This window comes from Sphingomonas faeni, assembly GCF_040407565.1.
Taxonomy (GTDB): Bacteria; Pseudomonadota; Alphaproteobacteria; order Sphingomonadales; family Sphingomonadaceae; genus Sphingomonas; species Sphingomonas faeni_F.
The window spans coordinates 111815-136370 of sequence record NZ_JAPZPR010000007.1 but is presented as its reverse complement, the minus strand read 5'-3'; the positions used below and the strand labels follow the sequence as shown (position 1 = coordinate 136370).

Annotated in this window: 19 protein-coding genes; 7 read left to right on the top strand and 12 right to left on the bottom strand. The window is 65.9% G+C overall.

The genetic code is table 11. The annotated features are described in order from the left end of the window. Positions 1 to 96 precede the first annotated feature (96 nt). Positions 97 to 801: a murein L,D-transpeptidase catalytic domain family protein gene (locus O6Y00_RS15455; RefSeq protein ID WP_353443484.1), complete on the top strand. Its 705-nt coding sequence runs from the start codon at positions 97 to 99 to the stop codon at positions 799 to 801. A gap of 49 nt (positions 802 to 850) precedes the next feature. On the opposite strand, the gene O6Y00_RS15450 is transcribed toward O6Y00_RS15455, so the two are convergent. The 4 genes from O6Y00_RS15450 to O6Y00_RS15435 all read right to left on the bottom strand — a co-directional run bounded on the left by O6Y00_RS15450 (position 851) and on the right by O6Y00_RS15435 (position 7970). Next, on the bottom strand, positions 851 to 1966 hold the full coding sequence (locus O6Y00_RS15450) for a glycosyltransferase family 2 protein (RefSeq protein ID WP_353443483.1): 1116 nt from the start codon (positions 1964 to 1966) through the stop codon (positions 851 to 853). Then, positions 1963 to 4512, bottom strand: coding sequence for a DegT/DnrJ/EryC1/StrS family aminotransferase (locus O6Y00_RS15445; protein ID WP_353443481.1), 2550 nt, complete (start codon positions 4510 to 4512; stop codon positions 1963 to 1965). The genes O6Y00_RS15450 and O6Y00_RS15445 overlap by 4 nt, the downstream gene beginning before the upstream one ends. A 307-nt stretch (positions 4513 to 4819) precedes the next feature. Then, complete coding sequence (locus O6Y00_RS15440) at positions 4820 to 5119, bottom strand: hypothetical protein (RefSeq protein WP_353443480.1); 300 nt, start codon at positions 5117 to 5119, stop codon at positions 4820 to 4822. A 19-nt stretch (positions 5120 to 5138) separates the two neighbouring features. After that, the gene (locus O6Y00_RS15435) at positions 5139 to 7970 is read right to left on the bottom strand and encodes a M16 family metallopeptidase (RefSeq protein ID WP_353443478.1); all 2832 of its coding nucleotides are present in this window, start codon (positions 7968 to 7970) and stop codon (positions 5139 to 5141) included. Positions 7971 to 8333: 363 nt separating this feature from the next. Between O6Y00_RS15435 and O6Y00_RS15430 the strand changes: the two genes are divergently transcribed. After that, entirely contained in the window at positions 8334 to 8849 is a 516-nt protein-coding gene (locus tag O6Y00_RS15430) for a MucR family transcriptional regulator (RefSeq protein ID WP_353443476.1), read from the top strand. Between the two features lie 64 nt (positions 8850 to 8913). On the opposite strand, the gene O6Y00_RS15425 is transcribed toward O6Y00_RS15430, so the two are convergent. After that, positions 8914 to 10206, bottom strand: a complete 1293-nt coding sequence (locus O6Y00_RS15425; protein ID WP_353443475.1) for a DUF1624 domain-containing protein — start codon at positions 10204 to 10206, stop codon at positions 8914 to 8916. 57 nt (positions 10207 to 10263) lie between these two features. On the opposite strand from O6Y00_RS15425, the gene O6Y00_RS15420 reads away from it, so the two are divergent. From O6Y00_RS15420 to O6Y00_RS15405, 4 genes are all read left to right on the top strand, one after another. Beyond that, positions 10264 to 12393 carry a TonB-dependent siderophore receptor gene (locus O6Y00_RS15420; RefSeq protein WP_353443474.1) on the top strand — a complete coding sequence of 710 codons (2130 nt, stop codon included), beginning with the start codon at positions 10264 to 10266 and terminating at the stop codon, positions 12391 to 12393. Positions 12394 to 12478: 85 nt separating this feature from the next. Then, a complete protein-coding gene (locus O6Y00_RS15415; protein WP_353443472.1) occupies positions 12479 to 14071 on the top strand; it encodes a cisplatin damage response ATP-dependent DNA ligase in 1593 nt (530 codons plus the stop codon). Between the two features lie 67 nt (positions 14072 to 14138). Beyond that, positions 14139 to 14927, top strand: a complete 789-nt coding sequence (locus tag O6Y00_RS15410) for an AcvB/VirJ family lysyl-phosphatidylglycerol hydrolase (protein WP_353443471.1) — start codon at positions 14139 to 14141, stop codon at positions 14925 to 14927. A gap of 79 nt (positions 14928 to 15006) precedes the next feature. After that, entirely contained in the window at positions 15007 to 15747 is a 741-nt protein-coding gene (locus O6Y00_RS15405; RefSeq protein WP_353443470.1) for an SDR family NAD(P)-dependent oxidoreductase, read from the top strand. Positions 15748 to 16128: 381 nt separating this feature from the next. Here O6Y00_RS15405 and O6Y00_RS15400 read toward each other — a convergent pair whose 3' ends face one another. The 4 genes from O6Y00_RS15400 to O6Y00_RS15385 form a co-directional block, all read right to left on the bottom strand. Continuing rightward, the gene (locus O6Y00_RS15400; protein ID WP_353443469.1) at positions 16129 to 17217 is read right to left on the bottom strand and encodes an acyltransferase family protein; all 1089 of its coding nucleotides are present in this window, start codon (positions 17215 to 17217) and stop codon (positions 16129 to 16131) included. 69 nt (positions 17218 to 17286) lie between these two features. Then, the gene (locus O6Y00_RS15395) at positions 17287 to 17688 is read right to left on the bottom strand and encodes a VOC family protein (protein ID WP_353443468.1); all 402 of its coding nucleotides are present in this window, start codon (positions 17686 to 17688) and stop codon (positions 17287 to 17289) included. A 101-nt stretch (positions 17689 to 17789) separates the two neighbouring features. Then, the gene (locus O6Y00_RS15390; protein ID WP_353443467.1) at positions 17790 to 18503 is read right to left on the bottom strand and encodes a hypothetical protein; all 714 of its coding nucleotides are present in this window, start codon (positions 18501 to 18503) and stop codon (positions 17790 to 17792) included. 1088 nt (positions 18504 to 19591) lie between these two features. Next, complete coding sequence (locus O6Y00_RS15385) at positions 19592 to 20410, bottom strand: hypothetical protein (protein WP_353443466.1); 819 nt, start codon at positions 20408 to 20410, stop codon at positions 19592 to 19594. A gap of 1091 nt (positions 20411 to 21501) precedes the next feature. Here O6Y00_RS15385 and O6Y00_RS15380 point away from each other — a divergent pair. After that, positions 21502 to 21882 (top strand): hypothetical protein, encoded by a 381-nt coding sequence (locus tag O6Y00_RS15380; RefSeq protein ID WP_353443465.1) that lies wholly within the window; start codon positions 21502 to 21504, stop codon positions 21880 to 21882. Between the two features lie 320 nt (positions 21883 to 22202). Here the strand turns inward: O6Y00_RS15380 and O6Y00_RS15375 are convergent, their stop codons facing one another. From O6Y00_RS15375 to O6Y00_RS15365, 3 genes are all read right to left on the bottom strand, one after another. Next, positions 22203 to 22835 (bottom strand): hypothetical protein, encoded by a 633-nt coding sequence (locus tag O6Y00_RS15375; protein WP_353443464.1) that lies wholly within the window; start codon positions 22833 to 22835, stop codon positions 22203 to 22205. 14 nt (positions 22836 to 22849) lie between these two features. After that, complete coding sequence (locus tag O6Y00_RS15370; protein WP_353443462.1) at positions 22850 to 23701, bottom strand: hypothetical protein; 852 nt, start codon at positions 23699 to 23701, stop codon at positions 22850 to 22852. Positions 23702 to 23888: 187 nt separating this feature from the next. Then, positions 23889 to 24518: a hypothetical protein gene (locus O6Y00_RS15365; protein WP_353443461.1), complete on the bottom strand. Its 630-nt coding sequence runs from the start codon at positions 24516 to 24518 to the stop codon at positions 23889 to 23891. Between the last annotated feature and the right edge of the window lie 38 nt (positions 24519 to 24556).

Genomic DNA, 24556 nt, shown 5'->3' with positions numbered 1-24556 from the left:
GGAACAGACCCACAACCAGTGGAAATGGTTGCAGAATATTCACCGAAAATCGGCTATACGGGGTGCACGGGAACTGGGGCAATTTCGGGAAAATCGATGCACGACGAGCAAGGTCATGTGCGCGAACGACGCGCACTGCTGAAGAACGGTTTAGTATTGGCGGGGGCCCTGGTGGTACCGGGCGCCGTCTCCGCGACACCCCATCTGGGCCGTGCGCTGACCGCGCGCGATCTCAAGCCGATGTCGCAGCCGCCGCTGCCGCGCACCACGGTCGCGCTGACCTCGCCGAAGGTGGTTCGCCCCGACCTGCTGCGTCAGGCGATGGCGTCGCTCAGCCGTCACGGCAGCCGTATCCAGCATCACGACCGGATCGCGATCGCCGATTTCGCGGCGCCGTCGGGCAAGCCCCGCTTCCACTTCGTCGATCTCGCCAGCGGTCGCAGCACCTCGTTGCTGGTCGCGCACGGCAGCGGCTCCGACCCTGCGCATACCGGCTATCTCGAGCGCTTCTCGAACCGCTTCGGCTCGAACGCCTCGTCCGAGGGCGCGTTCGTCACCGACGACTATTACGTCGGCAAGCATGGCCGCTCGCAGCGCCTGATCGGGCTCGACCCGACCAACGACAACGCGCTCGACCGCGCGATCGTCGTCCATTCGGCGTGGTACGCCAACAAGGACATGATTGAGAGCCACGGCATGCTCGGTCGCAGCCAGGGTTGCTTCGCGGTCGGCGAGCGCGATCTCGACCAGGTGTTCGCACGCCTCGGGCCGGGCCGGATGATCTACGCCGCCAAGGTCTGACCCTCTTGTGCAGATCGTGCCGCGCCGACCGCCGGCGCCAATGACGGCATCAGGTCGCGGTCTGCACCATGCGGCTTTGCTCCATCCGGCGGCGCGCACGCCGGACGCCACCGATCATCCCTGACCACAGCAGCGCCTCCAGGCTCGCATAGCCCAGCCCGAGATGGTCGGGCCGCACGGCGAGAACATCCGCCAGCCGGATCGTCCCGGCACGGAGCCCCGCCCGCCCGATATCGCCCCAGCGCCGTGCCGTTTCCCACCGGATCAGCCTGATGTCGTGCGCGGTGCACGCGTGCGTCGCCAGGAAATCCGCCTGGATCACGCTCAGCGCACTGCCCAGCGCCGCCAGCGTCTCGCGGTCGGGCACCGGCCGCTTGCCCATGTTGTGCGCCACCAGCAGATGCGCGACGTGGCCCGCCCGGTCGTCGAACAACCGCGTGTGCCGCTCGGTCAGCACCCGGGTCGCGGACGCCTCCATCACATCGACGAACCGTTTCGACGCGCCGCCCGCATGGACGCGGTACAGCATCAGCATGTCGTCGAGCCGCGCGATCCCGCCATGCACCTGCATCCGCTGGTACAGGTCGAAATCCTCGGCATACAGCAGCTCGGGCCGGGTGAACGGATCGAGCCGCCGCGCCACCTCGGTCCGCAGCATCACCGACGACCAGACCAGCGGGTTCTCGATCGCGGTCAGCCACGCGGTCGCCGCCGGGCTGGTCGCCGGCGAATAGGTCGACGGCTTGATCGTCCCTTCGAACAGCAGTTCGGCCGCGGTCCCCAGCAGCACCGTTTCCGGGTGCGCATCGAGATAGGCGACCTGCCGCGCGAACCGCTCCGGCCGGCACAGATCGTCCTGGTCCAGCGCCGCGACGTAGCGCCCGCGGGCCAGCGCGAAGCCCCGGTTGCGCGCCTTCACCGGCCCGCCGTTCTTCTCCAGCGCGACCAGGCGCACGCGCGGATCGGGCCACGCCGCGACCACGTCGCGCGTCGTATCGGTCGAGCAATCGTCGACCACGATCACCTCGAAATCGCCGAACGTCTGCGCCGTCAGGCTCGCCAGCGTCTCCTCTATGACCGTGGCGCCGTTATACGCCGCGACGATCACGCTGATCGCGGGGTCCGTCGTCATCGGGTCCGGTCCGGCGGCGGCATCCCCGGTCATGCCACCGCCTTGACCTCGTGTGTCATCACCTGGTCGATGATCATCGACCCGACGTCGTTCTGCCACAGCCACAATCCATTGGCCTGCCCGCTAAAGCTCGATTCACCGCCAAGCGCCCCCCAGGGCACGAACCCAGCCGCCAGTCCCAATCCGTAGAGTCCCGCGATCGGCACCCCCTCGGAATCGACGATCCGGCAGTGGCGATCGACCATCGGCCGCCCGCCATGCGCGGCCAGCGGAATCTGCGCACCGTCGCGATCGGCGATCGGCATCCCGATCGGACGATAGCCGAGCGCCGCGATCACCAGGTCGGCCTGCTCGATATGCGCGCGTGCCGCCGCATCGTCGTCGCCGCTGATCCGGTGCAGCGCGACGCGCGGATCGGGCGTGCGACCGTCGACCGCGAGCATCCGCAACACGAGGTCGCGCGCCTCGAGCCGGAACCCCGCCAGCCGGTAGACGAAGCCCGACACCGGACAGATATCGTCGGGTCCGAAATCGGTGAACCCTTCGGCGTGCGCCGCCTCGACCGAATGATAGAACGGCCGCAGCGGCCGGCGATGCAGCAACGTCACCGCCGCCGCGCCCAGCGGGATCGCCGGACGGCTCTTGAGCAGCAGCGCGATCGTCGTCAGCGCGCTGGTCGATCCGCCGATCACCGCGATCTTCGGATTGCGCTTGCCGGTCAGCAGGTCGGCGACCTTCTCGAACCCGCCGACGGTCAGCACGTCGTCGGACTGCAGCAGCCGCCCGCTGGCAAGATCGACCAGGCTCGCCCCCGCCACGCGCTGCGCCGCCAGCCGGTCGAGCGGCTGATGCCCGCCGGTCGCGACGACGACGTTGCGCGCGAGTTGCTCGAAGACGTGCCCGTCGGACAGCCGGCGGAGCTGCACGCTCCACAGGCCGTCGCCGACGCGCCGCGCACCCAGCGCCTCGTGCCCGGTCAGCACCACGCCGCCATGCTCGCGGACGATGTCGGTCAATCGATCGCCGGTCGCGCGCAGCAACGGCCCGACCTCGACCAGCGGCACGCCCAGCGCGCCCTCGTGCGCAGCAACGGCGCGTCCGGCGGGATGATCGACCAGCCGCGCCAGCTCGGGATGAATATTGTCGCGCACCGCGGTCAGGAACGTCTGCGCGGTCGAATCGGAGGTGATCGCATACCGGCCGAGCCGCCCGCCCCCGATCGCGCCACCGCGCTCGACCACCATCAGCCCGGAGGCGGCCAGCGCGGGCAACGCGCCGCGCTTGGTCGCGGACGTCAGCATCGCCGTGCCTGCCGGGCCGCCGCCGATCACGATCACCGACGCGATCGCGCGCGCCCCCCCCTGCCCCGTCGTGCGCCCCGTCGTGCGCGCCGCCCCGCCGCCGGTCTTCGTGCGCCGGTCGCGCGGTACCAGGATCGCCGCGCACGCCTTGGTCAGCGCACCGGCGGCACGCTGCGCATCCGCCATCGACATCGCATCGGTGATCGGCAGCGACAGCATCCGACCGGAAAGCTTGTCGGCGACCGGGGTCGGCTCGATCAGCGCGGTCGCCTGGAACCAGGGCTGCTCGCCGAGATGCGGGCTGAAATATCGGCCGCATCCGACCCCCTGCGCCTCGACGCTCGCGACGATCGCGTCGCGGTGATGCGCGAGCCGCTCGGGCAGCAGCACCGCCATGAACTGGGTCGCGCGGCGCGTGCCGGATACCGCCTGCAACTGGAACGCCGCCAGCGCCTCGCGGTAGGTCGCCTCCAGCGCGGCGCGGTGCCCGGCCACCGTGTCGATCTCGGCGAGCTTGGCCTGCGCCATGATCGCCAGGATCTCGGGCAGCTTGGCATTGATCCCCGGCAGCATCGCGCTGCGACTGCCGTCGAAGCCGAAATTGGCCATCGCGCGCAACGTCGCGATCAGCGCGACGTCGCCGCTGTGGATCAGCCCGCCTTCGCCAACCGCGAACGTCTTGGTCGCGTGCATCGAGTGGACCACCGCGAACGGCGCCCGCGCGCCGAACCCCTCGCCCGCATCGTCCAGCGTCCCCAGCGACGAGGCGGCATCGACGACCACGCCGGCGCCGTAGCGGTCGCGGAAATCGACATAGCGCTCGAGATCGATCGCGTTGCCGAACGTGGCATAGGGCAGGATCATGCCAACCCGCTCGCCGTGATACTGGAGCAAACGCTCCTCCTCACGCGCGCAGGCACCCCAGTCGTCCGGGTCGACGTCGCAGATCAGCGGGGTCAGCCCGGCCCAGGCCGCCGCCTGCGCGGTTGCCGCGAAAGTCATCGCCGGCATGATCGCCAGCGTGCCGGGCTTGGGGTTGAGCCCGCCCGTCCGCCAGCTCGCCGCCTGCCGGATCGCGATCATCAACCCCAGCGTCGCATTCGACACCGCAAGGCTCGCGCCGTGCCCGCCGAACAGCCGATCGGTCACGCCCTGCTCGAACGCACGCACTTCGGGGCCATTGTTGCTGAACACGCCCGACGCCTCGACCCTGCGCAACGCATCGAGATGCTCGCTCAGGCGGGGCGGGTTCGGGGCGATCAGGGGCAGGGGTTTCATCGGCGCATCCGGCTATGTTCGCCAAGACCTTGCCGCAAAGCCTCCTAAGAACAGGTTACACCCTCTGCCATGCCGACAGTTCCGACAATCGAGTCGGCAGTTTCTTCGCCCGATTGTACATAAACACCAAGATAAGCCAATGATTCCGACAGCATATCCGGTTCCGTGCGGATCCGGCAACAACCGATGCTTTGTCCTCTAGCTGCACCGCGCGGCTGGCGGACGCGCCTTCTCTGGCGCCGCGCAACAAAAAAGCCCGCCCTTCCTGCTGGAAAGGCGGGCTCATCTGTCCGCGGTGTGACGCGGGTCAGGCGGTGCGTGTTCCCGTCAGCGGAAAGCTGCCGAAAGCACCCGCCGCGACGCTGCCCTTGAGGACGTCGTCTTCGACGGTCGCCTTGCAATCGAGCGTCATCGGCATCGGCACGGTCATGCTCTGCTTCCAGCTGATCGTGTCGCCATCGACCTCACCGGTCACGTCCATGCCGCCCATCGCGCCCGACACCGCACCGGTGAAGGTCGAGCCTGCGCTATTGACGGTCAGCGTCATCTTCTGGTCGCCCAGCGGCGACTTGACCACGCAATCCCAGCTGCCATCGACGTTCGCCATTGCATCTCTCTCCTGAAACTTACCGAGCGCCGGCAACCGACGCTGCGGGAACGACCTCGACCGGCAAGCCGATGCTGTCAAGCTGCGGGCGCACCGTCTTCGCGTCGCCTACCACCACCCAGATCGTCTTGTTCGGATCGATCGCCTTTTGGATCGCGGTGTTCAGCTGTGGCAGGGTGAGCCCCTGGTAACGCTGCGTGATCCTGGCGTAATAATCGTCGGGGCGCTTCAACAGATCGTTCTGCTGCATCGCGCCGAGCACCGCGTCCGACGTCTCGAAATTGCCCGACAGGGAACGGATCGCGCCGTTGATCGCACGATCGAATTCCACCTGGGTCATCGGCTCCTTGCCGAGGAACGCGGCGATATCGCCCTTGAGCGCGGCGATCGACGGACCCGTCTGGTCTGCCTGCACCGGTGCCGACAGGATGTAGGGCGCGGCGTTCTCGACCTGCTGGAACCGCCCCGACACACCGTAGGACCAGTGCTTGTTCTCGCGCAGGTCCATGTTGATGCGCCCGAGGAAGCTGCCGCCGAGCGCATCGTTCGCGGTCACGATCGGCAACAGGTCCTGCGTGCCCTTCAATCCGGTCGGCACGCCCGCGACGATCACCGACTGCGGGCTGTCCGGACGATCGATCAGCACGATCTTCGGTGCGGACGGCGTGACGGTCGCCGGGAACGCCTTGACGCCGGGCGCCCCGGTCGGGCGCCACGTCCCGAACCGTGCGTCGAGCGCCGCCTTCACCTCGCCGAGCGGACGATCGCTGACGACGAAGATCTTGGCCTTGTCGGGCCTCAGCCACGCCTGCTGGAACGCGACCAGGTCCGCACGGGTCAGGCCTGCGACGGCTTTCGGATCGCCGCTGCCCTGCGCCTTGGCATAGGGCGAGGTCGGCGCGAGCAGCTTCGGCAGGACGCGCGTCGCCAGCCCCTGCGGGCTCGTCAGCTCCTGCGCGATCTGTGCGAGCTGCTGGTTCTTGACGCGCGCGACCTCCGCATCGGCGAACGCCGGGTTCTGCGCGATGTCCGCGAACAGGTCGACCGCGGGCGCGAGATTGGCGCTCGGCACCTGCAACGACAGGAAGGTCCGGTCGCTCGATGCCCCCGAACCGATGTCCGCGCCGAGACGCTCCTTGGCTTCGGCCAGCGCAACCGAATCGCGGGTCGGCGTGCCCTCGTCCATCATCGCCAGCGTCAGTTGCTGCGTCCCGAGCTTGGTCGGAACGTCCGCCGCCACGCCCGCATCGAAGCTCAACACCGCCTGCGTGACGGGAACGGCCGTGCGCTGCGCGTAGACCAGCTCGATGCCGTTCGCGAGGCGCGTGCGCTCGACGGTCGGGAAGCTCAGGCCCGCGACCGTGCCGACGCCCGGCAACGGCCCCCGCGTTCCCTTCGGTGGTGCCTCGGGGGCTGGCACGACGTCGACCTTGGGCGGCACGACCGCGTTAGCATAGGCATCGCGCGGGCCCGGCACGACGGTGAGCGAATAGGCCGGACGCGACAGCCACTTCGCCGCCGCCGTGCGCACGCTCGCCGGCGTTTCCGCCGCCAGCTGCAACAGCTGTTTCTTGTAATAGCCGGGATCGTTCGAATACAGCGCGCCCTCGGCCAGCGTCACCGCCTTGCCGCCGAACCCGCCGACCGACTCGAGCCCCTCCATCGTGCGCGACGCGGTCGTCGTGGCGACGCGGCCGACCTCGTCGGCGGTCGGGCCGTTCTTGAGGAAGTCGGCGAGGATCTCGTCGATCCGCTTCGACACCAGCGCAGGGTCGACGCCCTCGCGGACGATCGCCTCGATCTGGAACATGCCGAGCTGGCTGAAGCTGTTGTTCGAGGCGGAGATGCGCGTGACCAGCTTCTCCTTCTTGACCAGCGCGGTGTCGAACCGGCTGCTCGCGAGCCCACCGAGCACGCCCGCGGCGACGCTGAGCGCGGTGCCGTCCTTGTCGTTGAGGCCGGGCACCACCCAGTTGCGGCTGATCATCACCGCAGCGACCCGGTCCTTGATCGTCTCGCTCACCGGCGCCGGCAGCGTCGGGATCGGCGCGGGCGGAACGATGCTCTCGGCGCCCTTCGGAATGCCGCCGAAATACTTCTCGGCGAGGCGCTTGGCGGTCGCCGCGTCGACGTCGCCGGCAAGCACCAGCACCGCGTTGTTCGGGCCGTAGTGATCCTTGAACCAGTCCTTCACCGTCTGCAGCGAGGCGGCGTCGAGATCCGCCATCGAGCCGATCGTGGTGTGGCCATACGGATGCGTCGCGGGGAACAGCCCCTCGGTGATCTTGTATTCGGTCAGGCCGTAGGGCTGGTTGTCGCCTTGCCTCTTCTCGTTCTGGACGACGCCGCGCTGCTCGTCGAGCACCCCTTGCGTGATCGCGCCGGTCAGATACCCCATCCGGTCGGATTCGAGGAACAGCGCGCGGTCGAGCGCGGCGGTCGGCACCGTCTCGAAGTAATTGGTACGATCATAATAGGTCGTGCCGTTGAAGTCGGTCGCGCCGACCTGCTTTAGTGGCTCGAAGAAATCGCCCGGTGCGTTCTCGCTGCCGTTGAACATCAGATGCTCGAACAGATGCGCGAACCCGGTCTTGCCCTTGGGCTCGAACTTCGACCCGACATTGTACCATACGGACACCGCCACCACCGGCGCCTTGCGATCGGTATGCACGACCACGCGCAGCCCGTTCTTGAGCGTGAACTGCTGGTACGGAATATCGACCGACTTGACGAGATCGGCGACCGGTGCGGGCTTGGCCGCGGGGGTCGCCGCCGATTGCGCCCAGACGCTGGTCGAGCCCAGCAGGGCAGCCACGGCAACGCTCGCACAGGCGGTCAATTTCAGGGTCATACGCGATCGTTACCTTGTTGGAACTGTAGAGTGGGGACTGTTGGACATCGCAACATAGCTACGCGACAGTTTTCGACAACAGCCCAGGTGAGCCCGCATCGCGGCGGATATTTCGGCGCCCTCGCACGGCGGTTCCGCGATACCGATTGGTTGACGATAATGCACCGAAGACGCGGCCTGGCGTCGCGATGTCGGAGATACGACGATCTCGTGGTTCGGCGACGCCGCTCCCCCTTGAAAACCAGTCGATCAGAATAATCGATATCTTGCCCGCGACTTAGCGACTTTCGATGGTGTTCATTACCGTTTAAAAGCTGTAGGCGCTCCCGGACCGGGGACCCATGACGAATTCAAGGAACTAGCGTGACGGATACAATTAATACCGTAGAACTGGCCGCAGAACTGACCGCAGCCTGGCTCGCCAACCCCAATACGCGCACCGCAGCCGACGATGTGCCGGCATTTCTGGTGGCGATGCATGCAGCCGTGGCGAAACTTGCCGGCAATGGCGACGTGGAGCCGGAAGCAACCACCGCGCCGACCGCTGAACCTGCCGTTTCGGTCCGCAAGTCGCTCGCCTCGCCCGATCACATCATCTCGATGCTCGACGGCAAGAAGTACAAGACGCTGCGTCGTCACCTCTCGACCAACGGCCTGACGCCGGAACAGTATCGCGAGCGCTTCAACCTGAAGGCCGACTATCCGATGGTCGCCGCGACCTATTCGGAAGCCCGTCGCGCGATGGCGAAGTCGATCGGTCTGGGTCGCAAGGCCGGTTCGACCGTCGAGAAGACTGCGGGCGACGCGGTGAAGACGGTGCGCAAGGGCGGCAAGGCCGCACTCGATGCTGCAAAGAAGACGCTCGGCAGCGACGCCTGAGTCCGCCTGAGTCCGATGGTGGGGGAGGCCTGGCCTTCCCCACGATCCCCGCACGATGTGCGCGCTATAGATAGCGCCAATACCAGCCGCCATGGCGCCACTTGAACGCGCCGAACCACCGGCAGGCGAACCAGCACGGCACGGCGACGATCGCCGCGATTCCCCAGATCCACGCGACGCCCGGCACGCTCACCGGTGCCCCCTGCGTACCGATCGCGATCCCGATCGCGCGGTTGAGCGCATGCAGCGCGTAGAGATGCAGGATGTAGAAGAACAGCGGCGCCGCTCCGAGCACCGCCAGCACGCCGCTCCACCGCACCGGCACGCGCTCCAGCACGATCAGCGCCAGCAGGCCGATGCCGAGCGTCAGCGCCAGGAAGTCCGCCGATGGCGGGTATTTGGTCACGTTGAGGATGCTCATGATCGTCGCCAGCATGCTCGCCCCCGGCTGCCACGGCGTCGGGTCGCCGTAGATGTTGATCGCGCGCAGCACCGCGAACAGCGCGATCGAGGTCGCACCGGCGAACAGCAACCGTCGCTGCCGTCGATCCGCAGCGATGGCCTGCGCGAACCACGGGCCGATCGACCATCCCAGCGCGATCACGCCGATCCACGGCAGCACCGGATAGGACGTCCGCGCGGTCATCCCGAACGGCAGGTCGATCAGGCCGCGATCGTGCAGCACCGCCCACAGCGCATGGCCGGGCTGTCCCGGTGCGATCGTGATCGGATCGAGCAGGTTGTGCCCCAGCATGATCGCCAGTCCCACCGCCAGTACGACCGCGTGCGGCAGGTGGACGAGCGCCGCCAGTGCGATCATCGACAGCCCGATCGCCCAGATGACCTGGAGATAGACCATCGTCGGCGTCAGATCGAACGACCACGCGAAACTGACGACGGTCAGTTCCAGCGCCACGAGGAACACTCCGCGCTTGAGCAGGAACGCCGACGCCGCCGCTCGTCCGCGCCACTCGTCATCGCCACCGCCGCGCCGCGAATCCGCGTAGAGCCACGCCGCGAGGCCGGTCAGCAGGACGAACACGGGTGCGCACAGATGCGCCGCCAGCCGCGTGAAGACCAGCGCGGGCGGCGTCGTCGCCAGCGTCATCGGATCGCTCACCTGCGCATGGATGTAGAAGAACTCGCGGGTGTGATCGACGAGCATCAGCAGCATGACGACGCCGCGCAACGCGTCGATCGACGGAATGCGGGCCCGCCGTTGCGGCGGTGCGGTGGCCGCCGATAAGGGTGACGATACGGGCCCCGATACGGGCGTCGACACGGGCCCCGATACGGGCGCCGGTATGGCGGCGGGGGCGTTCAGGCCATGCGGCATCGGGTTCAAAACGGTTGACAAGATCGACGTACCTCCGTCATTCGTAATGTTACATCATCACTTCCAAGGCAAACGCTTTTGTCCGCCATCCTGCGATCCGCCGGTCCCTTCGCCGCGCTCCTTCTCCTCGCATGTCCGCTGCCCGCCGACGCGCAGGACGATCCACGGGATGGACCGCGAGACCGGGCCGGCGAGCGCGATAGGCGCGACGACGATACGGCCGCCGACGATCCTCGACGCGACGACATCGTCGTGCTCGGCACGCGCGGGGCACGCGCCGATCGGACCTTGTCGTCGGATCTGGCCACCGAACGCATGTCGCAATCGAGCCGCTCGCTCGAACGCGATCTGCTGACCGCGGCGGGAACGTACCGGCTGTCCGACGCGCTCGAACTCGTCAGCGGCGTCAGCAACCAGAATAATCGCGGCGGCTTCCTCGACAATTTCGCGATCCGCGGCTTTCTCGGCACGCCTGACGGCGGCGCCGAATATTATGTCGACGGGTTCCTCGCCAATCGCGGCCTCGGCCCGCCCCGCGATCCGGCGACGGTCGAGCGGATCGAGGTGCTCAAGGGCCCGGCGGGCGCGCTGTTCGGCGATATCGATCCGGGCGGCCGCGTGAACATCGTCAGCAAGACGCCGCGCTTCACCCCCGCCGCATCCGCGACGCTCACCTATGGATCGTTCGACACGCGCCGCGTCGAGATCGACGCGACCGGGCCGCTGTCCACGACACTGGCGGCACGGATCGTCGTCGCCGGCGAGGACAGCGACGGCTGGCGCGATTTCGTCCCGTTGCGGCGGCGCGTGGTGTCGCCCTCGCTCACCTGGGCGCCGCGCGACGGCCTGCGGCTGACCTATGTCGGCGAGTTCACGCAGTTCGACGCGCCGTTCGACCGCGGCATCCCGGCGATCGACGGCGACGCCAACGCGCTGCCCCGCACGCGCTTCTACGGCGAACCCGGCGATGGCACGACGCGCTTCCGCAACACCCGGCACCAGCTGACCGGCCAGGTCGACCTCGACGACCGCATCGTGCTCAACGGCGGCATCGCGTGGCGGACCGGCTCGCTACGCGGCTTGTCGTCGGATCAGTCGCGGCTCGTCGACGGGCGGACGCTGTGGCGACAGCGCCGCGCGCGCGACTATAGCGTCGACGATCTGTCGGCACGGCTCGAACTGACCGGACGGTTCGGCGCGCACCGCGCCAGCATCGGCGTGAAGGGCTACACGCTCGACTATCATGAAGGGTTGCTCCGCCGGAACCCGACCGCCGCCACCCCCCATGCGATCGACGTCTTCGCGCCGGTCTATGGCGGCCAGGCGCGGCCGCTGCTGCCGTTCACCGACAATGACGAGACCCGGCGTTCCGCCACGCTGTATGCGCAGGACATGTGGGACGTCACGCCGCGCCTCACGCTGACCGTCGGCGTTCGGCTCGATGCCTATGACCAGCGGATCCGCAACAACCGCACCGGCGCTGTCGGCGAGGCGGTCGGCGAGCCCGCCCAGTTCCGGCTCGGCGGTCGCTATGCGCTGACCGACACGCTCGCGGTCCACGCCAACTGGGGCGAAAGCTTCCTGCTCAACTCGGGGATCGGCCGCGACGGCACGGGCTTTTCGCCCGAACGCGGCCACGGGTACGAGATCGGCGCGACCGCCGCCCTGCCCGGCCTCGACATCGCGCTGACCTGGTTCGACATCGCCAAGCGCGACATCCTGACCAACGATCCGGTCGATCCCAATTTCCTCGCCCCGGTCGGTCGGCTGACCAGCCGCGGGATCGAATTGGACGCGTCGGTGCGGATCGCCGCGCAGTGGCAGGTCGTCGCCAACTATGCCTGGACCCGCGCGCGCGCCGACGACAGCATCTTCGCGACCGACCGCGTGCTGAACGTCCCCGAACACGCCGCCACGCTGTTCGCGCTCGGCCGCTTCCTCGACGCGGACGGTCGCGGCCCCTCGATCAGCGCCGGCGCAAGCTATGTCGGCAAGCGCGCCGGCGCGATCGACGCGAGCGGTCTGGTCCTGCCCGATTATGTGAAGGCGAAGGCCGCGGTCGACTATGCGGTCTCGCGCCACGTGACCGTCCGGGCCGAGGCGGACAATCTGTTCGACGCCCGCTACGCGCAAAGCTCGTACAGCCCGGTCTGGGTCTTCCCCGGCGCGCCGCGCACGCTGCGGTTCTCCGTGCGATTGACGCAGTAGCCGCGCACGCGCCCACCGATACTGATGGCCCGAGCTGATGGATCCAGCCAGCAGGACTAAATCCCTGCTCGCGCGTTGAGCCGTCATGCACGCCTTCGCCGCCCTGCTCGATTCGCTCACCTACACCCGGTCGCGCAACGCCAAGCTGAAGCTGATCGCCGATTATCTGCGCGCGACGCCCGATCCCGATCGCGGCTGGGCGATGGCGGCGCTGACCGGCGATCTCGATCTGCGCGGCGTCAAGTCGGCAGTGATCCGTGGCCTGATCGAGACGCGCGTCGATCCGGTGCTGTTCCGGATGAGCCGCGATTATGTCGGCGATACCGCGGAGACGGTCGCGCTGCTCTGGCCCGAGCCGAGCGTGCCGGTCGATCCCGCCCCCCTGTCGATCACCGATGTCGTCGAGCAGCTCGCGGCGCTGTCGCGCGCCGATGCCCCCGCGGCGCTGGCGGCGATGCTCGACCGCTCCGATGCCGAGGAGCGGTTCGCGCTGCTCAAGATGGCGACCGGCGCGCTCCGCATCGGCGTGTCCGCACGGCTCGCCAAGACCGCGCTCGCCGACGCGTTCGGGCTCGACGTCGATGCGGTCGAGGAGGTCTGGCACGGGCTCGACGCGCCCTATCCCAGCCTGTTCGCCTGGGCCGAGGGCACCGGCGAACAGCCGACCCCCGCCGACGTGCCCGTGTTCCGCCCGTTCATGCTCGCGCATGGTCTGGAGGACCTGCGGGTCGATCTCGCCGATTACGCCGCCGAGTGGAAATGGGACGGGATCCGCGTGCAGATCGTCCATGTCGCCGGCGAAACCCGGCTCTACAGCCGCACCGGCGACGACGTGACCGCGAGCTTCCCCGAGATCGCCGCCGCGTTCCGCACGCCCGGCACGGTCGATGGCGAACTGCTGGTCAAGGGCGAGCATCAGGGCGGCACGCTCGAGGATGGCGGCGGCGCGGCCAGCTTCAACGCGCTCCAGCAAAGGCTCGGCCGCAAGACCGTGTCGGCGAAGATGCTCGCCGAGTATCCCGCCTTCGTCCGCCTCTACGACCTGCTGATCGACGGCGACGAGGATCTGCGCGCGCTGCCCTGGACCGCGCGGCGCAAACGGCTTGAGGCGTTCGTGCCGCAACTCGATCCCGACCGGTTCGATCTGAGCGCGGTGATCGACGCGGAGGATTTCACCGCGCTGGAGGCCATTCGTGCGACGTCGCGCGATGCGGCGATCGAGGGGGTCATGCTCAAGCGCCGCGACTCGCCCTATGTCGGCGGCCGCCGCGCCGGCCTGTGGTACAAGTGGAAGCGCGATCCGCTGACCGCCGACTGCGTGATGATGTACGCGCAACGCGGCTCGGGCCGGCGCTCGTCCTATTATTCGGACTACACGTTCGGCTGCTGGACCGAGGAGGGCGAGCTGCTCCCGGTCGGCAAGGCCTATTCCGGCATTACCGATGACGAGCTCAGGATGCTCGACAGCTTCGTCCGCAATCACACGCAGAACCGCTTCGGCCCGGTGCGCGAGGTGGAGAAGACGCTGGTGCTCGAGATCGCGTTCGATTCGCTCCACGATTCGAAGCGCCACAAATCGGGGGTCGCGATGCGCTTCCCCCGGATCGCCCGGATCAGGACCGACAAGCCCGCCGCCGAAGCGGACCGGATCGAGACGCTCAAGCGGATGATTACGTAATCCGCGCGTCATGGAAGCGGCGCGCGGCGTGCGGTATCGCGCCTGATCCCGCGCACAGGACATTCCGGTGAAAACGAAAAATCATCCCCGCACCGCGACCGCACGCCGCTGGCGACGCGGCGCCTGGGTCACCGGCATCCTGTCCGCGATCATCGTCACCTTCGTCGCGCTGGCGGGGTATTTCGATCGCGATCCGGTCCACGTCTATCCCGCGCTGCGAACCCCGTCGTCGACCAGCTCCTCGGCTGGCGCGCCGCCCGTCGCCGTCGTCAATTTCTCGGGTGACATGGGGCTGCGCTTCCTGCTCGGCGCGTCGACCTCGCGCGGGCTGACCGAGCACGGCATCCCGGTCGTCGGCATCACCACGCCCGCGCTGTTCGGCCGCCACCGCACCCGCACCGAACTCGACGCGATCGTCGCCGATGGCGTGCGGACCGCGCTCGCCCGCACCGGCGCGAGGCGGATCGTCGTCATGGGCCAGTCCTACGGCGCCGACATCGTCCAGACCGGCCTCGCCGCGCTGCCATCGGACCTCCGCACGCGCGTCGCCGCGATCGTCCTGATCCTCCCCGGCGACACCGTCTTCTACCGCGCCGATCCCTCGAGCCTGCTGTACGACCATGGTACGCCCGACAGCATGGGCGCGACCACCGGCAACCGGCTGACTTGGGCGCCGGTCACGTGCATCTTCGGTGTCGAGGAAACCGACAGCCTCTGCCCGCTCCTGACGCAGCCAAACGCGCGCAAGGTCGCGATGCCCGGCGGCCACAACATCCGCCACGACGCCGACGGCCTGCTCGCCCACGTCCTGGCCGCGATCCGACAGGCCGCCGCCGTGCCCCCAAACGCCCGCTAGGTCAGGCGCATTCGGCTGGCCGGTTGCCACCCACCGACCTACGCTGCCCGGCAACGGACTCACACGCGAAGGAAATGCCATGCAAGCGCTGGACGGAAAGGTCGCTCTCGTGATCGGCGGTACGCGCGGGATCGGCGCCGCGATCAGTCGGCGGATGGCGGCCGACGGCGCGTCCGTGGCGATCGTCTATCTGAGCCGTGCCGACGAGGCGGACCGCTTTGCCGGCGAACTGCGCGATCGGGGTGCCGACATCCATCTGACGCAGGCCGACGTCGCCGATCCCGCCGCGCTCGACCGCGCGATCGACGCCGTCACGGCGCATTTCGGCCGGCTGGACGTGCTCGTGAACGTCGCCGGGATGGCGATCGTCGGCCCGCTCGACGGTTATGCGGACGACGCCTTCGATCGGATCTTCGCGCTCAACGTCAGGGCGCCGTTCCTCGCCGCCAGGAGGGCCGCCCGCATCATGCGCGAAGGCGGTCGCATCATCACCATCGGCAGCATCGTCGCCGATCGGATGCCGGGCGCCGGAGCCACGCTCTACGCCGCCAGCAAGGCCGCGCTGGGCGGCATGACCCGCGGGCTCGCGCGCGATCTCGGACCGCGCGGCATCACCGTCAATCTCGTCCAGCCGGGTCCGATCGACACCGAGCGCAACCCGGCCGATGGCCCCGACGCCGCCGGCAAACGCAGCCCCCTCGCGATCCCCCGCCACGGCACGACCGACGAGGTCGCCAGCCTCGTGGCCTATCTCGCCTCGGCCGACGCCGGCTTCGTCACCGGCTCCACCTACGACATCGACGGCGGCTGGAGCGCCTGACCGCCCGAAGCTCCACCCCCGGCCGGCAACCCGGCAGCCCTGCGGCGCGATCGCGCAACCGACGGGGTATCAACCGCGCGCACGGACTATGGTAGGATCGGGCAGCAACACATGAGCGAGGCACGCTATGCCAGTCCAGGATCTGATCGGGCCGCCCCTGCCGACCGCGGAAGAAAAGGCGCTGATCGTCGAACTGCATAAGCGCTTGGGTATGCCGTTACCGAAGCGGCCGGGATCTCGCGACGATGGGGGGCTTGAACCCGCCCCTGCCCCGCGCGGTCCAACGCCGACGCCCATGACAGGCGGGGCAGCAGCGGTCTTCGAGTGACCGTGTCCCGGTGGACTCGCGGGCATGCCTCTGCGGGATCGGTGGCTGTCGCGTCAGACCGCCTGGCGACGCGGCAGATTGCCCGCCGCCGCAGTCGGCGACGCCATTTCCCCACGTCGCCCCCCGGCGCCACTCAACCCCATGGCGAACAGCAGCGACGCCGTCGTCGCCAACGCGGCGGCCGCGATGCGCGGAACACCGAAGCCGGCGAACAGGTCGAGCAACGGCAGATGAACGGCATAGAGCGGGAACGACAGCGCCCCCAGCCGCGCCAATGCCTCGCGCGCGCGCCGAGGCGGCCGCGCCGTCGCCAGCAGCCAGAACAGCAGCGGGAAGACGACGATGATCAGCAGTTCGTCGCCCGTCTTGGTCGGCAGCGGGACGAACGGCAGCGCCAGCACCACGAGCATGGGCAGCGCCAGTGCCTGCCACCAGGACAGGACCGGTCGCCAATGCGTCGCCTGATATCGACGACCGATCAGCATCCCGGCCGTGTACGACCAGCCGACCCGCGCCAGCGCGAGCCACCAGCCGTTGGACGTCGGCCCGAACATCGCGGCACCCCAGAGTTCGATCGCCGTGATGACGGACAGCCCCATGACCAGGCTGACGAGAACCAGCTCGCGTTCCGTCAGCCGGCGCAGCCAGAGCACGTGGACGAGGTTGGCGACCCCTTCCCAGAACAGCGACCATTGCGGACCGTTCAGCGGGAAGATCGCGCCGTCGTTCCAGATCGCGGGCACGATCAGGAGCGCCAGCAGCAGGAACGTCGTGGGATGGGCCACGTCGCCCAGGAATGCGTGGATGATCGCACCGAGTATCGCGGCTGCGGCGATCGTCGGCCATAATCGGCGAACGCGCGCCTTCAACACCGCAGCCGCATCGAAAGCGTGGGTCGAAGTCGACGACCATGCCAGCTGCAGGACGAATCCGCTCAGCATGAAGAAGACGTCCACGAACAGATAGGCGCGCTCGAAGCCAAGCGTCAGCCCGAATATGTTGTGGATGTGGTAGACCATCACCGCGATCGCCGCGATGCCGCGCAAGCCGTCCAGCTGCACCAGGCGCTGACCGCTCGGGTCACCGGCATGCGTCGTCGCGAGGCCATGATCCCCAGGTCTGGTTGCGGCTTCGTTCACCATGAGACGCGTAGCCGGTCGCGGTTAATTTACTCGAAATCGCGCTGCAGCAGTGACGATCGCCACAGGGCGTCAGCGGTACGACGAGACTTCGATGAGGCTACCGTCCGGGTCGCGGATGTAGACCGACTCGATCGGCCCGCGCGCCCCGGCCTTCGTCACCGGTCCGGTCACGATCGGAACGCCGCATGCCGTGAAATGCCGGACCACGGCGTCCGGCTCGGCCGTCGTCAGGAAACAGAGGTCGTCGCTGCCGACACTGGGCGCTCGTGCCGTGAACCAGCTGTCCTGCGAGGCCGCGACCGGGCGTAGATTGATCTTGGAGTCGCCGAACATCATGCTCGTACGGACCTTGCCCGATGCCACGCGCCGGTCGACACGCGCCATCCCGAGCACCCGTTCGTACCACGCTGCGGAGCGTTCCACGTCGGCGACGTTCAGGACGATGTGATCGACGGCCTCGATGGTCAGCACCCGCGTCTCCTCATTCCAGCGGTAATCAGCGATCCTGACGCGCGGGTTTGGCAAGCGCAATGTCGTTGACGTGGCGTGGCGTGGCGTGGCGTGGCGCCCAGCTAAGCCAGCTTGAAGTCCGCCTTGCCCGACACAGGCCGCCACGCGCCGCCAAGCAAGTCCATGACCGTGTTGTTCTTCGGTGGCGATGATTGGAACAGCGTCTTCGTAACGCCGTTGCAGCGGGCATAAGCCTCGAATGCAGGAAACTCGTCCAGCTTTCCGGCGAAGCGCACGCTCAGCGTCTTGCCCGCCGTGTCGGTGATGATCTGGAACGTGCCTTCGTAGTTGATCTCGGCCGCGAAGTTGACCAGCGGGTCGCCTGCGCCTCCATAGATGTCGATTTCGATCGACGACGCGGTAGGCGCGAGCATCGCCCTGCTGATGATGTCCTTTCGTTGCGAGACGGCGCCGCGAACCGTCGCCTTGCACTTGCTCATGTTGGCATCGCCCTGCCCGTTCTGCTTGCCGGTGACCAGGTCCACGCCGGTGGTTCCCGATGTCTGTGCGCTGGGCAGGACGAGTGTGGACGCGCCGTCGATCCGCACGTCCAGCAACGTCCGCATCCTGACGCTGGCCTTCAGACTGTCGTCGAACCCACGCTGGTCGGTCAGATATCCCTGATGATCGCTGGCCTGATAATTGACGAACCTCGCCAGCATTGGCATCGGAATTGCGGTCTTCCCCCGGTGGATGCCGGTGGTCAGCGTCTTGGTATAGCCCGGCACGGTCTTCGGGATGAAGGCGTTGATCCACAATTGAAGACTCAAAGCCATCAGCAGGGTCCTTGTTCGATGCAGCCGGATTGTGCGCGGTCGCATCCGGCATTGGCAAGGTTTCAGTATTACAACGCATCGCATCCGGCATCGGACGATATCCGGTGAGACCGACCGAAATACCGCTGACGGGTAACCGCGCGAAAGCCCCACCAACGGCTTGCGGGCTCACGCGGCATGTCCGGGATGGGAAGGAAGGCGGACATCGAAGCTAACGCCTATTGGCGCGATAAGGTTATCGGGATCGTCGATGGAGGCTCCAGTAGCTTTTCAATAATATCTTTTTTCGCGCGATGAAATTCGGGGTCTCGGTCTTCAAGTCTGCTGCATTCCCTGACCAATACCGCAGCAGTTTCCGGAAATCTTAGCATCTGTTTTGTCAAAGCAATTACCTGCTCTTCCTCAACTTGCGGGGTAGCAGACGCTCTGAACCTGTTATACTGCCACAACGCCCTGACGCTGTTGTCAAAGTGTTTGGGGTCACGGCGGTTGGTGAAGCCGGGGGGTGGATTCTGCCTTATTCCTTGTTCCGCCCCAAAATCATGGGCGGCATAGCAGTGGGACGCTCGCCTACTGTCTGGTTCTATGCGGGTCTTACTCCGAGTGCCGACCGGACTTGATGAGTTACACGCTGCCAATGTCAGAATCAGCGCAACGGCAAGCTGCTTTGGCATCGTAACTCCGATCAAGGATCGCTTGCACGGTAAGAGAGCCATTACTTTGACCCTCGACGCGACTTTGGCAATGTCCGCATTTAGGCGAAAGCGGACGAGCGTCGAGCAACGATCCATGGCATTGTTGTAGGGCTTGGCGGGGGTATTTTGGCGTATATCATGGCATGCCCGCCCCAAACCCCGAGTTTTTAAGGGGTGAGAAAGTCTGCGGCGGATAAGGCCTCTGCCGTTTCCTCGGCACACGGTACGGGGAGTTGGAGCGTTAGTTAGCGAACAGTGTCAGTGCGCAGGACATCTGGCATCCGACCAGCGCGTCGCGCCGCACCCTCGGAATATCGTCGGCACGGGGCGTTGATAGTCCGCGAATGTCCGCGGCATTGGTCGGTTGCAATGTAGGGCAGGCCGGTTCACGACTTATTCGTTCGGTACTTTCTCGACTTCGCGCACCAGTTCCGCCACCTTACTACTTGCCGGTGTATTAGCCGCACCCCTGTAAAGCGTCCTTAATACCGATACGTCGAAGGTGGTAAGTTCGCGCGGCATTTCATTCCGCCCTTCGTCGAATATAGTGGTGATGCTGTTTGCGTAATAAGGCCCTTGAGCACTCGCCATAGTCGACAATCCGCGCATTATTGCATAATCCGCGAGTTGATTAAGCGATTTCCCGATTGCGGCCGAACTATCAATTGCAACAATGCCGAATTCTATGTCCTGACGGGTCTGAACCGGGATGTTGGTATCTCGACGAACCTTGATCGTCGCAGCCCCGTTGAATTTTGCGTCTGGGATCGCAGCAATGCCATCCTCGCTGTGCATCACGGTTGATACCCACACGCGGGCAGGGCCCTTGCTTGCCAGCAATGCTCTTTTTTGAGATTGCTTTGGATCGTTATAAGCGGACGGCAACCGCGAGACGAGCGCCTTGATGTAAGCGAGGCTGTTAGGTGTAAACGCCAGTATGAAATTAGCGGAACAGCGCGGCGCGGCTACCTTGATGCCTGAGTTTTTGGCCACCTGTCGCATTCTCAGGACCAATGTCGCGTTTGCCTCTTCCGACAAACCAGAGGCAACGGGACAAACCGGTATCTGCCAACGCGGAAACTTGCCGTCCACGGGCCGGATCATTTGCTGCACCATCGTTCGGGTCGCTTCATGATTCGGCGGACGTCGCCCTGTTACCACGATGTCCTTGGCCTGCGCATGGACGTCCGCCGGGATGGCGAAAATGCTCAAATACGCGATTGCGATCGCTATCGACGGCATGTGCACCAAAACAAATTCCCAACTTATCGTAAAGGCCAATCGCCGATACGACCGAGATAGAACCGGATCCGAAGTTGAACTAACGCATGCTTCTGGGCAAGCGTTTTGCCATCTTCGAAATACCGCAAATGGGCGTTAGCGGAATGGCCGCTTTGGGAGGAAAGCGGACGGGCGGCTTTTGGCGAGAATTGAGGGAAAGCAGCCATTGGTCGGCAACCTCCTATCACCTACGGTGTGCTTGTGACGCTCTACCGCAAAGCATGGCTGTTCACGGGGTGGACGATGCTCGTGTTCGTTACTTCGCCGCTTTGGCTATTCTGGCCGTTCATCCGCTTAGGTCTCATTGGAGCCCTGCCGGGAATGGCGTCGTGGCTAGCCCACGGCGCAGCCTTCCTATGGCTTTTTCGCTGTCCTGATTGCGGCACATCTCCGTTCACAACGCGGCTTGGCTTCGTCGGAATTAGCCATCCGTGGCCGCGCCGGTGCTGCTCGAAATGCGGCAAAGACCTCAGGGCGAATTAGGGCTGTTTTGGGAAGGAAAGCGGACGTAGACCGATTAACGGACTCGCGACAAAGCCGCTTCTATTTGAAGGTAGGCTTCCGGTCGTCGAGCGCGCTCCGCAGCTATGAAGTTCGCGTGGCGCACAGCAAAGGAGGCGACCTCTTGGAGAGTGTCAGGATAAGGTTCGCCGACACTCCAAAACAAAAAGCCGTGTCTCACTAACGCCTCGACCTTGTTCCACTGCTTCACGTCAGAACGCTTCGGTGGCTTGAACTTACGAGTCAGCCCGACGCTCGGACCGCCGCACTCGGGGCACGGTAAGACAGCCTCGATCCGGCTGGCCCGCTTGAAGCTCTTGCGGCAACAAAAGCAGGCATAGGGATGCAGGTAGGCCGACTGAGCGGTGCCGCCCTTCTGCGCTGGCGGAGATGAGACTGCCTGATCCACAGCGGCAACCTAACCGGAACAAGTGATGTCCGTAAATGGGCGAAAGCGGAATGGCCGCAATGGGAGGAAAGCGGACATTGCTTCGGCGTGGTTCACGCTTACGATCGGAAACATGGAAAATGAATACATGCCGGAATTCGGCGGCGCCAATTTGGAAGACAGTTACTTCCTCGGGATAATCGCTGAAGGCGGCGATCTTCGATTAAGGGTCCTGTTTGCCCTTACGACCGATCACCCCGATTATGCTCCTCCGCTACCCGGCGAGGCGCATTGCTATCGTGAGGGTAGCATTGTGCTGAAACAGCCATCAATCGTTGAATGGCTACCCGGCAAGCCGAATGTCGCGCGAGACCTAGACGGCACGTTCGACTTCGGCAGTATCGGACTGCACTGGCTGACCCCTAGCCGTTTCCAAATATCCACCGAGTGGTTCGACGCGACGGTTGAAGTAGCGCATATGCACCTCGACCTGTCGCCCTTGAATGTCCGTTAATGGGCGACTGCGGACCAAGTGCCCTCTACGGGATCGACCTCCCCCGCGTCGACCGGAGTCAACCTGCCAGACACGCGAAAGCTCACGCCGCGAGCTTGGCTGACCGCACGCAATAGACGCCGTCCATGCCGCGACCCGTGACGGTCTGGACTGCTAGCCTGACCCGCACTGAAGATTTTCCGCCGCGTGGCTGGGCTGAACGCCGAGGGCGACTGCCGCGATCACGATACGTGGCCGGTGTTCACGCCGCCGCCGGAAATGTCGTCGCGCCCACGCTCGGGAACGAAGGCGAGTCGTCCATGCGCCATCAACGCGCAGGGTCAGTCCGGAGTACCCTTGATCTGACAGACGAGCGTGGCAGTACCGCCACCTCGGTCGTCGAGGTAGAGTTCCGTATAGGGGTTGCCAGCGACCCTTCTGCTGTAGTGCCGAATCCTGTACTTCCTGTAGGATTCGGGATCCATCTGCAAACGGGCGGCCTTGACGGTCTGGTCCACGGTCACGCCGTTGTCGAAGACGGTGACATACATCGCGTTCGCGTCGCCGATCATGCCGTTGAGTTCCACCGACCGGACAGGCAAGCCGAGAACGGTCAGGCCGGCGGGTGCCCGAATCTTGCCCCCGACGCTCTCCAGATCGCCATCGCGCCCTTCCCGTGTGAAGCCTAGCGACTTGAGCAGCGTCACGTCGCGCGCGCGCTCGGCCCGGCCAGCCGCCGTACTGTGATAGGTCTGCACGGCAGCGATGGGGTTCTCGTCGAAGTCACACGACAGGGCTTTCACGTACCGCGCGGGGAGGTTCTTGCTGGCCGCCATCGAAGGTCGGATCGTGCCCTTGCCCGGTCGTGGACTCGGCGCATCACGACTGGCCGCGTTGGTCAGGTCCCCATCGGATCGATCCGCGGAGGAACCGCACGCCGTGAGCGCGATCATGCACAGCAGGAAGACCTTCATTGCAGGTGCGTCCTTCATCGTGAAAAATTCACATCGACACCAAATTTGGTGCTCTTCGACAATCGATTGACCAGCCTTCTGACCTCGATCGCGGTCGGCCACAAATGTCGTGGCAGGAGGTTGTTGTTGGGGTTCGTACTCATCCCCGTCCTGAGATCTGGACTGCGGCGGCCCGCCACGACACCGCCCTGCCGATTGGCGGGGATGAAGGCGTCCGGTCGTTGGAGCAAAAGGCCCTCGCGCCCCTCCGGTTTCAAATAGCCGACACCGGGGTGGCTGTATTCGTCGGGTAGTCCGATGCAGTGACCGAATTCGTGACTGAACGTCCACGCCGGTTCGGTTGCCGCGATGTGCATCTCGATCCTGTGCGATTGAGTCCAGGCGCCGGACATGACGAACGGCGGCCGGTCGGTCCTGCCCGGGACCATGGGAAGATCGTTCTGTGTCGGATACACGCACAAGACGTAATCGGCGCTCGCCATCGATTGAGTCCATCTGATCCGAAACTCGACATCGAGGTTGCGCGAGACTCCGGTGGGTCGACCTCGATCGTCCAGCACGAACAGTATCATTCTCAACCTGCGCTGGTTCCACAGCGACCGGACCTGATCGACCAGATTATCCTTGGCTCTCTGCATCTCGCCTGCGGTCGAGGAGAATCCGTAGCCGGATATCGCGAAGAAATTCAGGGTGACGAGGACTTTTCTCTTCGACGAAGCCATGATGCTCAGGCTGGCTTTATACCCAGGCGCTTGCTGGCTGACTCTATGTGCTCCACCCGTATCGGCGTAATAATTGTAATATACGCCGGCACTGTTGCCAGTATGTATTCGCCCCAGCATATCCGGCCAGTGTTGGTCGCTCATGCCTTTCCCCTGGTCCATGCCGCGTTGGCAACGCGCCGACACACGTCAACGTACGCGACACCGCATCGATGTCCAGCGCCGCCCGATGGTTACGCCCGTCAGGCCGTAGCGTTCTTCCCGGAATATTGGTTTCAGGAGAGCAGTCGCGGCTCAGCGTCTTGTGCGCGCTGACCAATGACCACCCGGCTTAGTGCTCGGCGAAGCGGCCAGCCGGCAGCGACTGTTCCGCAGCCGCGTCTATCGACGACTCCGCCTTGCACATCTTGGACGAGATCGTGCGCTCCCCGCGAGACACGACCAGTCCGCTGGAGAATGCCGGATCGTTGCCGCCGTCCCCGAAAGCGGTGCGCACCGTACTATCGTAGACGGTGTAGGTGTAATCACCATTTTTGGCGGTGATCTGCGATTCCCATCCTCCCGAATAGCCACGGTTGGCGAAGGTCAGGCTGCGCGAGGTCAACTCCACCTTGCCGGGCGATCCGTAGCGATAGACCGCACCCGAACCACTGCCGCAGACCGACACGCGCTTGGCACCGATCTCGCAGGAAAATAAGGGCGTTTCGCCAGCCTCGCACAGCGTGTCGCCCGCGCGCGCGGCCTCGCTAGCGCTGGGGACGGGCGGCGTCGGGTAAGTGGCGTCGTCTGCGACGACCGCGTTGGCTGTAACCGGGACCGGCGCCACCGTTGCCGTTCCCGCCGACGCGGCGCCGGACGCTTCGTCGCCTGCGCGGGCGTCCTTGGACGAGCCACATCCCGCGATTGATGCCAGCGCGATCAGTCCTCCGCCGGCTGCCAGGCTCCTGACGCTCTTTGACATGCTGCCTATCGTTCCGCACTCCCGTGATCGCCACCGTT

What these genes read in the sequence shown, in the direction of transcription:
- O6Y00_RS15455 (WP_353443484.1), top strand. Translation starts at nt 97, where the DNA reads ATGCACGACGAGCAAGGTCATGTGCGCGAACGACGCGCACTGCTGAAG.
- O6Y00_RS15450 (WP_353443483.1), bottom strand. Translation starts at nt 1,966, where the DNA reads ATGACCGGGGATGCCGCCGCCGGACCGGACCCGATGACGACGGACCCC.
- O6Y00_RS15445 (WP_353443481.1), bottom strand. Translation starts at nt 4,512, where the DNA reads ATGAAACCCCTGCCCCTGATCGCCCCGAACCCGCCCCGCCTGAGCGAG.
- O6Y00_RS15440 (WP_353443480.1), bottom strand. Translation starts at nt 5,119, where the DNA reads ATGGCGAACGTCGATGGCAGCTGGGATTGCGTGGTCAAGTCGCCGCTG.
- O6Y00_RS15435 (WP_353443478.1), bottom strand. Translation starts at nt 7,970, where the DNA reads ATGACCCTGAAATTGACCGCCTGTGCGAGCGTTGCCGTGGCTGCCCTG.
- O6Y00_RS15415 (WP_353443472.1), top strand. Translation starts at nt 12,479, where the DNA reads ATGCACGCCTTCGCCGCCCTGCTCGATTCGCTCACCTACACCCGGTCG.
- O6Y00_RS15405 (WP_353443470.1), top strand. Translation starts at nt 15,007, where the DNA reads ATGCAAGCGCTGGACGGAAAGGTCGCTCTCGTGATCGGCGGTACGCGC.
- O6Y00_RS15400 (WP_353443469.1), bottom strand. Translation starts at nt 17,217, where the DNA reads ATGGTGAACGAAGCCGCAACCAGACCTGGGGATCATGGCCTCGCGACG.
- O6Y00_RS15390 (WP_353443467.1), bottom strand. Translation starts at nt 18,503, where the DNA reads ATGGCTTTGAGTCTTCAATTGTGGATCAACGCCTTCATCCCGAAGACC.
- O6Y00_RS15380 (WP_353443465.1), top strand. Translation starts at nt 21,502, where the DNA reads ATGGAAAATGAATACATGCCGGAATTCGGCGGCGCCAATTTGGAAGAC.
- O6Y00_RS15375 (WP_353443464.1), bottom strand. Translation starts at nt 22,835, where the DNA reads ATGAAGGTCTTCCTGCTGTGCATGATCGCGCTCACGGCGTGCGGTTCC.
- O6Y00_RS15370 (WP_353443462.1), bottom strand. Translation starts at nt 23,701, where the DNA reads ATGAGCGACCAACACTGGCCGGATATGCTGGGGCGAATACATACTGGC.
- O6Y00_RS15365 (WP_353443461.1), bottom strand. Translation starts at nt 24,518, where the DNA reads ATGTCAAAGAGCGTCAGGAGCCTGGCAGCCGGCGGAGGACTGATCGCG.